This is a genomic window from Asanoa sp. NPDC049475 (assembly GCF_040676915.1).
Classification (GTDB): domain Bacteria; phylum Actinomycetota; class Actinomycetes; order Mycobacteriales; family Micromonosporaceae; genus Asanoa.
The window spans coordinates 580295-592674 of record NZ_JBFAPY010000003.1; the positions used below are offsets into that span (position 1 = coordinate 580295).

Sequence of the window (12380 nt, forward strand, 5' to 3'; positions counted from 1 at the left end):
CGGCACCACCGGCCCGATCGTGGCATCGCATCGGGCCGGCGGCGCGGATACTCGTCAGTCGAGCGGCTGCCTCGTCGTGAGGCCACACACGTCGGCGACGACGGAGGCCGGCGTGCTCACGAAGATGGCGAACGCGTTCAGCTCGCTCGTCGGGGCCATGCTGACCATCACCTCGACCAGGTTCGCGAGGGTCTGGTTCGGCCCCGAGTAGTTCAGCGACGAGGTCGCCGGGCGGGGCCGCAGCGGGTTGTGCGTGGTGAGGTAGCCGCGCTGGACCGTCCGGGTGACGGTCAGGTTGAGGTAGACCGAGGTCGTACCCCGGCTGTAAAGATCCGGGACATAGTTGTCGAGCCTGACGATGATCGTCTTGCCGCCCGCCACCCGGCCGTTGCGGTCGACGAACTGCCATCCGTCGGAGAGCAGTTCACCCTGGTGCTTGCGGGTGTCCAGGACCCGCACCGGGCGAATCGCCTCGGTCACATTGGACCAGCGGCTGGTGTGCAGCCACGCCGGGCCGTTGGGTCCAGCGACCATGACGTCTCCGGCATCGGTGGTGACCACCGTGCCGAGGGGAGCGTCGAGCGGGATCCGGTCCACCGGAGTCGGCACGATCCGCACCTTGCTCGTCACCGCGAGCGTGGCGTTCAACGCCCCGCCGCCGGTGAGCGTGGTGCCGCTGGCGCCGGCGTCGTTCTCGACGCCGAGCAGCACCGGCTCGCCGGCCGCCGCCCGCGCGGGGTCCACCGCGACGACACCGGCCGCGACCGCTCCGGCTCCGGCCGCCGCACCGGCTCGCAGCAGCCGACGTCGGGTCGTCGCCTTGTCCACGTCCACCAGTCTCCCGTCGTTCTTCTCGGTCATGGGCGCACCAGCTTGTGCTCGGGCCGGCGGGAAGTGGCGGTGGCCTTCGCAGCGGCGCGCGGGCTGACCGCGGACGCGGAACGGGCCGCGGTGGCCGCCACGTACAGCGGGTCGGGCACGAGGAATCCGGTCACGTCGAGGACGATCCCGGCGGGGGCTGACACGTACACCGCGACGACGTCGTTGTACGTGGTGCCGTTCACCTCGTACCAGCCGCACTCGCTGAGAACGCCGTTGGAAAGGACCTGGCCCTTGTCCCACCAGTTGAGGGTCGAGGTGCCCGGCCATTCACCGGTGCCCCACACGGTCGCGTACCCGCTGCCGGCCGTCTTCGTCGCGGTCACCGTCGCGAACAGGCCCTGCGCGCTGCGGACCAGCCCACCGAGGTTGATGACGAAGAACGCACCCCCGACGGCCCGACCCTGGGAGTCGATGTCGCCGCGGCCGTCGATCAGCCGGGCACGACCGGCCGCGGTGCGGGTGTCCAGGACGCGAGTCGGTGGCGTCGCTACCGGCATATAGCCGTTGCCGCTGCTCAGGATGTTCGTCGTCGCGGTCGGTTTGCCCTCCCCGACAGTGTGCGTGACCGTGAGGCCCGTCTGGTTGGGTGCCAGCGTGCCCGGGCCGGGGGTGAACTCGTAATCGGAACTGGGCACCAGCCGCAACGCGGGACCCTGGTCGTTGTCCAGGGTCAGCGTCGGTTCCGGTCCGGCGCTGCGGATCGTCGTGCTGCGGCTGGTGTTGACCTGTCCGGCCAGGAGTGGGTCGCCGTCGCTCATTCGCTGTCCTCCTGGTTCGAGTGGATCTCGGGCGCGCCGGCGGCCGCGCGGAGCGCCAGACCGGGCGGTGCGGGCGGCTGGTCGCCGACCTTGACCTGGCTCGGGTGGGCGACGACGAAACTCGTGACGTCGAGCAGCACGTGGGTGGCCGTGTTGGCGTGGATGGCGACGACGCTGCGGAACGCGCCGCTCGCACCCAGCGGCACGAACACGAACGCCGACAGCACCTGACCCGCCGCCCACCAGTTGAGCGAGGAGGCCGTCGGTCGTGGCCCGCTTCCCCAGACGGTCAGGTAACCGCCGCCGGTCGTGTCGACGGCCGTGAGGTTGGCCTTCACGGACTGGCCCGCGGTGACGTACGCGTCGAGGCTGACCACGATCGACTGCCCGCCGCGCAACCGTCCGGCCGAGTCGAGCGCCGACCGGTCCGACACGATCGCCTGGCGTCCCTCGGCCGTACGCGTGTCGAGCGCCCGCACCGGGTCGATCGAGACGGACGTCTGCGCCCAGGCCGTCGACCAGACCCAACCCCACTGCTGGCCGTCGGCGGAGCGATTCCACATGTCGCCCACCTGGTCGACCAGCACAGTCCCGGGCTCACTCGAATAGACCGCCGGGAACGCGCTGCCGGGGGTGGGGGCCAGCCGCAGGGCCGGTCCCTCGGTGTTCTCGAGCGCAAGCATCTGCTGGCCCGGCTCGGATGGCCGCAGCGACGTCGTCGCGTCGCCGGCCGAGGTGCCGGCTCCGAGGATCACGGCGTCACCCGGGTCCGCCGCCGCGGGGCTCGCGACTACCGCGCCGGTTACCGCGGCGCCGGCGGCTACGGCGCCGCCACGTTTGAGGAACGCGCGCCGGTCGGCGCCTTTCGGATTGGACATCGACAACTCCCCGTTGATCAACAGTCGGGGAATGCTCGCATGATCCAGTGCGGCCAGCCATCGGCCGGATGGCGGACGAGCCGCCCTAACCGCCGAGGAACGCCAGGACCGCTCGGACGCGGCGGTGGTCGTCCGGGGCCGGAGGCAGGTCGAGTTTGACCAGGATGTTCGCGATGTGCTTGGCCACCGCCGCCTCCGACACCACCAGCGCCCGCGCGATCGCCGCGTTCGAGCGGCCCTCCGCCATCAACCCGAGCACCTCGCGCTCCCGCGGTGTCAGCCGCGTCAGCGGGTCCCGGCGCCGGCCGAGCAGCTGCGCGACCACCTCCGGGTCGACCGCCGCGCCGCCGGCCGCGACCCGCACCAGGGCGTCCATGAACTCCTCGACCCGACCCACACGGTGCTTGAGCAGATAGCCCACTCCGCGCCCGCCGCCGCTGTCCAGGAGCTCCGCCGCGTACGTCGGTTGCACGTACTGGCTCAGCACCAGCACCGGTAGGCCCGCATAGGCCGCCCGCAGCTCGACCGCCGCCCGCAGGCCCTCGTCCGTGAAGCCCGGCGGCATACGCACGTCGGTCAACACCACGTCCGGTCGTTCGTGCGCGACCGCCGTCGTCAACGCCGCCGCGTCACCCACCGCGGCGATCACTCTGTGGCCGAAGCGTTCCACGATGCCGATCAGGCCCTCGCGCAGCAGCACCGCGTCTTCGGCGACGACTATCCGGAGCACGGCAGCTCCACCCTGATCAGCGTCGGTCCACCGGCCGGGCTCGACAGCAGCATCCGGCCGCCCGCCACCGCGACCCGGTCCGCCAGGCCGGCCAGGCCCGTGCCCCGCGCCAGGTCGGCGCCGCCGCGGCCGTCGTCGCGTACCTCCAGGACCAGGGTGTCGACATGCAGCCGGGCGTGCACGGACACCGAAAGGGCACCGCTGTGCCGGGCCACGTTCGTCAGCGCCTCGCTCACCACGAAGTGCGCCGTCACCTCGACCGGTTGCGGCAACCGCCGTGGCAGCTCGACGTCGACGACCACCGGCACCGGAGAGCGGTCCGCCAGGTCAGTGACCGACGCGGGAAGGCCACGATCGGTCAACACCTGGGGGTGTACGCCGCGGATCAGCTCGCGCAGCTCGTGGTGTGCCCGTTCCGCCTCGTCCTGCGCCGCCGTCAGGTGCTTCGCGGCCGGTGAGTCGTCGGCCACCTCCAGGCGCGCCAGCCCGATCGCCATGCTCAGCGCGACCAGCCGCTGCTGCGCGCCGTCGTGCAGGTCACGCTCGATCCGGCGGCGCTCGACGTCGAACGCGTCCACCAGCCGGGCACGCGACCGGGCCACCTCGACGAGCTGCGCACCTAGCTCGGCGTCACGGGGCGCGAGGACGGCCCGGGCCAGCGCCGCCCGCGCCCCCGCCCAGACCGTCACCGGGTAGGCGGCGAACGGCAGCAGCGCGAGCCCGGCCACGACGAACAGGAAGCCCGGAACGATCTCGCTCGAAGACTGGAAGAACGGGGTGGCCATCAGCGACACGGGGATGCCGAGCACGATGCCCAGCATCAGCGCGTCGATCCACCACAGCGCGCCCAGCGAGACCACCGTGTAGCCCAGCTCGCGCCAGGTGGCCGGCTCGCGCAGGCGCGTGCGTACCCAGGCGATCCGGCCCTTCCGCTCTGGCCTGCGATGTGGGTCCGGCAGCGGGTCCGGGTCGACGAGGCGCAGCCGCCAGCGCTCGAAGCGACCGACGGCGATGCCCGAGAGCGCGACCGCCAGGAACGCGACCAGGCCGACGACCGCCAGGGCCAGCAGGGCGCCGGCCAGCAGCAGGCCGATCAGCACGCCGGCGGTCACGGCGCCGAGCAGGACACCGGAGATCAGGTACGCCACCGACCGCCACGGCCAGGACGACGCGAGGAAGCCCAGCGGGCGTTCGCTCACGGCCTGGAAGGCGGTCCGCGCGGTCACCAGCCGACCGTACCCGGCGGTGTCCGGATCGACGGTAGTCCCAGGTATACCCCCGGTTGTCGCCTCCGCGCCCATGTGCCGGGAGCCGGTCGCCGGTTGGCTGAGAGGCATGACGATCACGACAGGTGCGCGGCAGTCCGAGGCGGTCACGCTGCGGTCGGTACGGCGCACGTACGGCACCGGCGGCGCGGCGGTGACCGCCCTCGACGGGGTCTCCGTCGGCTTCCGCGACGGCAGCTTCACGGCGGTGATGGGTCCCTCCGGCTCCGGCAAGTCGACGCTTCTGCACTGCGCCGCCGGGCTCGACCGGCCGACGGAGGGGACGGTCTCGGTGGGCGGCACGGAGCTCGGCGGGCTCTCCGAACACCGCCTGACCACGCTGCGCCGGGAGTTGATCGGCTTCGTCTTCCAGGAGTTCAACCTGGTGTCCGCGCTGACCGCCGCGCAGAACGTGGCGTTGCCGCTGAGGTTGGCCGGGCGCCGCCCCGCGCCGGAGGCCATCGCGGCCGCCCTCGCCTCCGTAGGGCTGGCCGACCGGGGCGGTCACCGGCCGAGCGAGCTGTCCGGCGGGCAGCAACAGCGGGTGGCGATCGCCCGCGCGCTGGTCACCCGACCGGCGGTGGTGTTCGCCGACGAACCCACCGGCGCGCTGGACCTGCGCTCGTCGCGACAGGTGCTGGGGCTGCTCCGGGAGGCCGTGCACGACCACGACCGGACGGTCGTCATGGTCACCCACGACCCGCTTGCCTCCGCGTACGCGGACCGCGTGCTCTTCCTCGCCGACGGCCACCTGGTCGACGAGCTGACCGGCCCCGGCACCCCGGGCGACGCCGGGTTCGCCGCCGAGGTGGCGGCCCGCATGGCTCGGCTGGAGGCGTGATGCTCTCGTGGTCGACCGTCCGTGAGCGGTGGACGGGCTTCGTCGGCTCGTTCATCGCGCTGACCCTCGGCGTCGGGGTGCTCACCGCGTCGCTGGTCGTTTTCGTCTCGGCCCAGCCGGCCGTGCCGGACCGGCTCGCCGGGGCCGCTGTGGTGGTGCAGTCGCCGGCCGGTGGTGAGGACGCTGAGTCGTACGTCGAGTACGTGCCCTGGTCCACCGAACGCGCCGAGGCCTTGGCTCGCTCCTTGCGCGGCTTGCCCGGTGTCACGGCCGCGGTGCCGGACCGCTCCTTCTACGCGCAACTCGTCCACGACGGCCGGCCGGTCGGTGACCCGGAGGCCGGCGACCCGCTCGGGCACGGCTGGTCCACGGCCGCGCTGGCGCCGTACGGGCTGGCGTCCGGCGCGGCACCGTCAGCGGCGGACGAGGTCGCGCTGGACGCCGGTTACGGCATCGCGCCCGGCTCGACCGCGACCGTGCTGACCGCCACCGGTCCGCGGGAGATGCGGGTGACCGGGACGGTCGACGGTCCCGGCATCTACGTGTCGGACGCGGCGGCGGTCGCGCTGGCACCCGGCGTACGCGTGATCGGTCTGGTCCTGGCTCCCGATGCCGCACCGGACCTCGTGGCCGCCGCCGTCCGCACCGCCGTGGGCGACGCGGGCACCGTGGTGGCCGGCGACGCCCGCACCGCGCTCGAGCCGGAGGCGGTCAGCCGCATCCGGTGGCTGGGCACGCAGCTGATCACCGTGATGGTGCTGTTGGCGGCGTTCGCCACCGTCTTCGTGATGGCGTCGACCGCCGCGCTCAACGCCTACCAGCGGCGCCGGGAGTTGGCGTTGCTGCGGGCGATCGGCGCGACGCCGCGCCAGACCCGCCGGCTCCTGCTCGGCGAGGCGCTGGTGGTCGGGGTGGTCTCGGCGGCGGCCGGCGCGGCGCTGGGCGTGCTCGCCGCTCCCTGGTTCGGTGACCTGCTCGTGCGGGCGGAGCTGGAGCCGGCCGGTTTCGCGCCGAGCCCGTCGTTGCTCGCGGTCGGACCGGCCGTGCTGACCGGGATCGTCGTGGCGGTGGTCGGCGCCTGGGCGGCGGCCCGCCGGGCGGCTCGGGTGCGTCCGCTGGAGGCGTTGCGCGAGGCCAGCGTCGACAACCGCACCATGACCGCGCCGCGCTGGCTGTTCGGTGGCCTCTTCGGGCTCTCCGGACTGGCACTGGCCGTGCTGACCCCGGCGGTCGACGACGGTTCCGCGATGACGACCGCGATCTTCTCGGCCCTGGCGCTGATCCTGGCGATCACGTTGTTCGCCCCGGTGGTCATCCCGCCGGCGCTGCGCACGCTGACGCTGCCCTTGCGCAGGTCGGCGACCGGGGAGGTGGTGCGGGAGAGCGCGGGAGCCGCCGTGCGCCGGACCGCGGCGACGGCCGGGCCGGTGCTGTTGACGGTCGGCTTCGCGATGCTGATCCTCGGCATGGTCAAGACGATGTCGCCAGCCTTCGGCGGCGATGACGCCCGGACGTTGGGCGTGGACGCGGTGGTCACCGCGGACGGCACGCCGGGCCTGTCGGACGCCGCGGTCGACCGCTTGCCGGGTACCGTCCTTTCCGGACTGTCCACCCAGGTCTTCGTCGCCGGTACGGCGCGCGACGCGCTCGGCGTGGCACCCGGTGCCGTGCCCGTGGCGGGTGATGCCGGCACGCTTGCCGCAGGCACCGTGGTGGTCGCCGACCCGCGCTGGCAGGTCGGTGACACGCTGCGGCTCACCTTCGCTGACGGCGTGGTCGCGCCCATGCGGGTGGCCGCATCGCTGCCACCTGAGGCGCTCCCCACACCGCTGCTGCTGCCGAAGGACCTGGTGCGACAGCACGACCCGTCGGCGTTGACCTTGACCGCGTACGTGCGTGGCGCACCACCGACGGCCGTGCCCGCCGGTCTCGGGGTGCTGGCGCAGGACCCGCTGGACTACTCGGCGAACGACGACGAGGACCAGCTGGTCTGGCTCTTCGTGCTGGTGATGGTGGGGATGTCGGTCGGCTACACGAGCATCGCGGTGGCCAACACGCTGGTGATGGCCACCGGCGACCGGCGTCGCGACTTCCGCGTGCTGCGGCTGTCCGGCGCCACCGACCGCCAGATCCTGCGGATGGTGGGCACGGAGACGGCGCTCGTGGTGCTGTTCGGCACGGCGATCGGGGCGCTCGTGGCGTTGCCCGCCCTGCTCGGCATCCGGTCGGCGCTGGCCGGCCAGACCGGCGTCAACGTGCGGCTGATCGTGCCGTGGCTCGAGGTCGGGGTCGTGGTCGCGGTGTGCGCCGCCCTGGCGCTCGGCGCGGCGTTGCTGGCCACCCGACGCACGCTGCACCGTGCGCAACCGCGATGATGTCGATGGGTGACGGCGCCGTCCCGGGCGGAGGTGCGTATGCAGCCGTCGACAGGTCGCTACGTGCTGACGCTCGGCCCCACCATCCGGCGCGGCGAGATCCTCGGGCTGTGCGAGCGGTTGGCGGCGCTCGGCCGTCCCGTGCGGGTCGTCGTCTGCGTCACCGCCGTCGCGGAACCCGACATGCTGACCGTCGAGGCGCTGGCCCGGATCTGCCTGACCGCGCGCCGGCACGGCTGCGAGGTCAGCGTCGAAGGTGCCGACGAGCGGCTGTGCCACCTGCTCACCCTGACCGGTCTGCTCGGTGTGGTCCCGATCGACGACCCCGGCGGTTGACCGTCAGGCCGGCAGGGTGGCCTAACGGACCCCGGTCAGCTCCTCCGCGAGCGCCCACAGCCGCTCGGCGGTGCGCCGGCCGGCCACGCCGGCGGCCGCCCGGGGCAGCCGCGCCGGTGCTGGTCGGTGCGCTGGCGCGATGCGGGGCTCCCCGGACAGCCGGAGAGCCCCCGCATCGATCTCTAAGTCGCTAACCGCCGCTGGCCAGGTCGCGGCGGCGGAAGCCGACCAGGCCGGCCGCCGTCAGCGCGGCCGCGAGGGCCACCAGCCAGACCAGCGGCGTCACGGTCAGGTCGCCGCCCGGCAGGGCTGGCAGGTGGGTGAACGGCGACAGGTCCAGTGCCCACTGGCTGAGCTGGAGGATCGCGCCGAGCTGGCCGAGCAGCAGGAAGAACGCGAGCACCGCCCAGCCCAGCGTGGTCAGCCGGGGCAGCAGGCCGAACAGGAGCACCACGATCGCCACGGTGAACCAGACGGCGGGCACCTGGACGGCGGCCGCGCCGACCACCCGGCCGATCGCGCCGCCCCCCTCTCCCGATGCGGCACCGTAGCCGATGCCGAGGAACACCCCGGCCACCAGCAGGCCGAGCGCCGGGCCGACGAACGCGAAGAAAAGATGCCCACCCACCCACCGCAGCCGGCCGACCGCCGCGGCCAGGACGGGCTCGGCGCGCAGGGCGCTCTCCTCGCTCCGGGCGCGCAGGGCCGCTTGCACGCCCTGCCCGGCCGCACCGATCCCGATGATGGCGAGGCCGGCGGCGATCACCATGTCGGCGAGCGAGGCGCCACCGCCGAGCCGACCGATCACGTCGCCCAGGTCAGGGCTGTCCTTGACCGCGTCGACGGCCGCGTCGGTCGCGGAACCCAGGAAGACGCCGAGGACCGCGTACCCGATCAGCCAGCCGAACAAGGTCGAACGCTGCAGCCGCCAGGCCAGGCCGAGTGGCGAGAGCAGGGCGCGCGACGCCCGCGCCGGTCCGGGCCGCGACGCGATGAGACCCGCGTCGAGGTCACGCACGGCATTCAGCTGGTACGCGACGGCGGCGAGCAGTGCGACGACCAGCACCACGACGCCGGCGACCCACCAGCGCTCGTCCGCGAACGGCCGGATCCGTTGGAGGAAGCCGATCGGCGAGATCCACGACAAGGGCGAGTTCAGCTCGCCGCCGGCGTCGCCGAGCAACCGCAGCAGAAACGAGCCGATCAGCACCGCGCCCGAGATCCAGCGTGCCGTGCGAGCGCCCTGGGTGAGCTGGGCGACGACCGCCGCGATGGCGCCGAAGAGCAGGCAGGCCAGAAAGTACTGGAGGCCGAGCGCGACCGAGCCGATGCCGTCGGCGCCGGCCGCGGCGGTGCCGAGCGCCGTGAGGCCACCGACGATCGCCGACGCCAGCAGCGCGACCAGCATGGCGGCGGCCAGGCCGGCCTCGCGACCGACCACAGTGGAGCCGAGCAGCTCGCGCCGGCCCTGCTCCTCTTCGGCGCGGGTGTGCCGGATGACGGTGAACGCCGTGGCCAGCGCGACGATCAGCAGCACGATGCTGGACCGCCAGGAGGTCATACCGCCGAGGGTCGGTGACCAGATCGGGCCGTACACGGCGGTCAGTGAGGGGTTGGACATGGACGCGGCGAACTTGGCGAGCTCGGCGGGGTCGGGATAGAGGCTGGCGAAGCTGCTCGCCACGAGGCCGGGAAACAGCCCCAGCAGGATCGTCCACAGGGGAAGGACGACGCGGTCGCGGCGCAGTGCGAGGCGGAAGAGGTGCCAGGTGCCGGTCACGCCGGCACCTCCTCTTTCTGATAGTGCCGCAGGAACAGCTCCTCCAGCGTCGGCGGCTGGCTGGTGAGGCCGCGCACCCCGACGGTGGTCAGCGCGCGCAGCACGGTGTCGAGCTCGGCGTTGTCGACCTGGAAGCGCACGCGCTCGCCCTCGACGACCAGGTCGTGCACGCCGGGCAGCGAGCCGATCCCGTTGGCCTTGCCGGCCAGCTCGGCGTGGATCGACGTTCTGGTCAGGTGACGCAGCTGGGCAAGCGTGCCGGACTCGACGGTGCGGCCGGCGCGGATGATGCTCACCCGGTCGCACAGCGCCTCGGCCTCGGCGAGGATGTGGCTCGACAGCAGGACCGTGCGCCCGGCGCCGCGCTCGTCGTTGACGCAGCTCTGGAACACCGATTCCATGAGCGGGTCGAGCCCGGACGTGGGCTCGTCGAGCACGAGCAGCTCGGCGTCGGAGGCGAGGGCGGCGATCAGGGCCACCTTCTGGCGGTTGCCCTTCGAGTAGGTGCGGCCCTTCTTGCGCGGGTCCAGCTCGAACCGCTCGACCAGCTCGTCACGACGCTTGACGTCGAGCCCGCCGCGGAGCCGGCCGAGCAGGTCGATGACCTCGCCGCCGGTCAGGTTCGGCCACAGCGTCACGTCGCCGGGCACGTAGGCGAGGCGGCGGTGCAGCGACACCGCGTCGCGCCAGGGGTCTCCCCCGAACAGAGTCGTGGTGCCACCATCGGCCTTGAGCAGGCCGAGCAGCACGCGGATCGCGGTCGACTTGCCCGCACCGTTGGGGCCGAGGAAGCCGTGCACCTCTCCGCGGCGCACCTCGAGGTCAAGACCGTCGAGTGCGCGGGTCCGGCCGAAGCTCTTGACGAGCCCATTGACCGAAATGACGTTCTCCATGTTTTTGAAGCTACACTTGCTTCACAAAGTTGTGAAGTTTGATTCGCGTCAAGAGCGCGTCAAGATAGATCACGTACGTTGGAGGAGGTGCGCGACATGGCTGGTGAACGGGACGAGGCGGCCCTACGGCAGTACGTGGAGGACATGGCACGGCTCTATGCCGACTGGGGTTTCCCACGGATGGCGGCCCGCGTACTCATGCAGCTCATGGCCTCGGACGCGGGCTCGTTGACAGCCAAGGAGCTCAGCGACGGCCTGGAGATCAGCCCGGCGGCGGTCTCGCAGTCGGTGCGCTACCTCCAGCATCTGGGCCTGGTCGAGCGCGCGGCCGTGCCGGGCTCACGGCGGGACCGCTACAAACTTCCTGACGATGCCTGGTACATGGGCTCGATCGTCAAAGGCACCCTGTTCGAACAGATCGCCAAGCTGGCCGAGGGCGGGGTCTCGGCGGCCGGAGGCCGAGAGACGCCGGCCGGAGAACGGATCGCGGGAATGGGCGACTTCTACGAGTTCATCCAGAGCGAGCTGACCGGGCTACTGGAGCGCTACCTGAAGCACCGCGAAACCCTCAAAGACGCAGAGCAGGAGTAGCCCGGGATGGCGCGGGCTCACCGCGCATCGCTGCGCTCGACGAGATCGACGGGGAAGCTCCCGCGACGCGGCGGCCAAGGACTCCGAGCAGGAGCATCCCGATGCCGCAGGCTCGCCGCGCATCCCAACGCTCGAAGAGCTCGGAAGCTCCCGCGACGCGGCCGCCAAGGACTCAAAGCAGGAGCATCCCGCGATGCCGCAGGCTCGCCGCGCATCCCAACGCTCGAAGAGCTCGGAAGCTCCCGCGACGCGGCGGCTCAGGGCTCAGAGCAGGGGTAGGCCGATGTAGCGCGCCTGGGCGCGCATTTGGTGTTCGAACAGAGGGCCTGGGAGTTCTACCGCGTTGTTGAGCTGGCCGAAGATCTCGAAGCTGACGAAGCCGAATAGTTGCAGCCAGCTGCCTAGCGCTCGGCTCAGCGCGCCGATCGGGACGCTCGGCGCGATTGTCTCGCCGATGCGCTCGACCTCCCCTGCGGCGACCGGCGGCAGCGGGTCGTCGTTGCGCAGCAGGCCGGTGCGAGCGGCGTCCTCGATGACTCCGCCGAGAATGGTCACCGCGCGCGTCGCCACCGCCACCGTCTCGGTCGGGGCCGCGTAGCCGGGGACCGGGCTGCCGTAGATCAACGCGTACTCGTGCGGGTTGGCCAAAGCCCACTCCCGCACGGCGTGACAGATGGCGAGGAAGCGGCCCGAGAAGTCACGGCGGTCGACCGCACCCTCCGCGGCGGCGACCGCGTCGCCGAGAGCGGTGTAGGCATCCATGATCAACGCCGTCAGCAGGTCGTCGCGGCTCGGGAAGTAGCGGTAGATCGCCGACGAGACCACGCCCAGGTCGCGGGCGACGGCCCGCAGCGACAGGTTCGCACCCTCGGTGGCCAGGTGCCGCCGGGCGATCGCCTTGATCTCGTCGGTCATCTCAGCCCGCAGCCGGGCACGCATGGACGTGGCCTTCACGAGAACGAGTGTCTCATAAGAGAGCACTGCTCTTGACGGAGAGCACCGATCCGTGGACTATTGCTCTCAACAGAGAGCACTGCTCTCCGAATCGACC

12 protein-coding genes are annotated in these 12380 nt (G+C 72.3%); 4 read left to right on the top strand and 8 right to left on the bottom strand.

Going from position 1 to position 12380, the window contains the following annotated elements:
• Positions 1 to 54: 54 nt before the first annotated feature.
• The 5 genes from AB0J88_RS13910 to AB0J88_RS13930 form a co-directional block, all read right to left on the bottom strand.
• Positions 55 to 861: a hypothetical protein gene (locus tag AB0J88_RS13910; RefSeq protein ID WP_364345110.1), complete on the bottom strand. Its 807-nt coding sequence runs from the start codon at positions 859 to 861 to the stop codon at positions 55 to 57.
• Entirely contained in the window at positions 858 to 1640 is a 783-nt protein-coding gene (locus AB0J88_RS13915; RefSeq protein ID WP_364345109.1) for a hypothetical protein, read from the bottom strand. Before AB0J88_RS13915 ends, AB0J88_RS13910 begins: the two co-directional genes overlap by 4 nt.
• Positions 1637 to 2518 carry a hypothetical protein gene (locus tag AB0J88_RS13920; protein ID WP_364345107.1) on the bottom strand — a complete coding sequence of 294 codons (882 nt, stop codon included), beginning with the start codon at positions 2516 to 2518 and terminating at the stop codon, positions 1637 to 1639. The genes AB0J88_RS13915 and AB0J88_RS13920 overlap by 4 nt, the downstream gene beginning before the upstream one ends.
• 85 nt (positions 2519 to 2603) lie before the next feature.
• Positions 2604 to 3248: a response regulator transcription factor gene (locus AB0J88_RS13925; RefSeq protein ID WP_364345105.1), complete on the bottom strand. Its 645-nt coding sequence runs from the start codon at positions 3246 to 3248 to the stop codon at positions 2604 to 2606.
• Positions 3236 to 4474, bottom strand: coding sequence for a sensor domain-containing protein (locus tag AB0J88_RS13930; RefSeq protein ID WP_364345103.1), 1239 nt, complete (start codon positions 4472 to 4474; stop codon positions 3236 to 3238). The genes AB0J88_RS13925 and AB0J88_RS13930 overlap by 13 nt, the downstream gene beginning before the upstream one ends.
• Before the next feature lie 109 nt (positions 4475 to 4583).
• Between AB0J88_RS13930 and AB0J88_RS13935 the strand changes: the two genes are divergently transcribed.
• From AB0J88_RS13935 to AB0J88_RS13945, 3 genes are read left to right on the top strand one after another with little or no spacing between them, the layout of a single operon-like run.
• Positions 4584 to 5354, top strand: coding sequence for an ABC transporter ATP-binding protein (locus AB0J88_RS13935; RefSeq protein WP_364345101.1), 771 nt, complete (start codon positions 4584 to 4586; stop codon positions 5352 to 5354).
• Positions 5354 to 7729 (top strand): FtsX-like permease family protein, encoded by a 2376-nt coding sequence (locus AB0J88_RS13940; protein ID WP_364345099.1) that lies wholly within the window; start codon positions 5354 to 5356, stop codon positions 7727 to 7729. The genes AB0J88_RS13935 and AB0J88_RS13940 overlap by 1 nt, the downstream gene beginning before the upstream one ends.
• Before the next feature lie 39 nt (positions 7730 to 7768).
• Positions 7769 to 8065: an STAS domain-containing protein gene (locus AB0J88_RS13945; protein WP_364345097.1), complete on the top strand. Its 297-nt coding sequence runs from the start codon at positions 7769 to 7771 to the stop codon at positions 8063 to 8065.
• Between the two features lie 190 nt (positions 8066 to 8255).
• On the opposite strand, the gene AB0J88_RS13950 is transcribed toward AB0J88_RS13945, so the two are convergent.
• Together AB0J88_RS13950 and AB0J88_RS13955 are read right to left on the bottom strand one after the other, a co-directional pair.
• Positions 8256 to 9845 carry an ABC transporter permease gene (locus AB0J88_RS13950; RefSeq protein ID WP_364345095.1) on the bottom strand — a complete coding sequence of 530 codons (1590 nt, stop codon included), beginning with the start codon at positions 9843 to 9845 and terminating at the stop codon, positions 8256 to 8258.
• Positions 9842 to 10738 (bottom strand): ABC transporter ATP-binding protein, encoded by an 897-nt coding sequence (locus AB0J88_RS13955; RefSeq protein WP_364345093.1) that lies wholly within the window; start codon positions 10736 to 10738, stop codon positions 9842 to 9844. Before AB0J88_RS13955 ends, AB0J88_RS13950 begins: the two co-directional genes overlap by 4 nt.
• 96 nt (positions 10739 to 10834) lie before the next feature.
• On the opposite strand from AB0J88_RS13955, the gene AB0J88_RS13960 reads away from it, so the two are divergent.
• Entirely contained in the window at positions 10835 to 11329 is a 495-nt protein-coding gene (locus AB0J88_RS13960) for a MarR family transcriptional regulator (protein ID WP_364345091.1), read from the top strand.
• Positions 11330 to 11593: 264 nt separating this feature from the next.
• Here AB0J88_RS13960 and AB0J88_RS13965 read toward each other — a convergent pair whose 3' ends face one another.
• Positions 11594 to 12283 (bottom strand): TetR/AcrR family transcriptional regulator, encoded by a 690-nt coding sequence (locus AB0J88_RS13965; protein ID WP_364345089.1) that lies wholly within the window; start codon positions 12281 to 12283, stop codon positions 11594 to 11596.
• Positions 12284 to 12380: the final 97 nt, after the last annotated feature.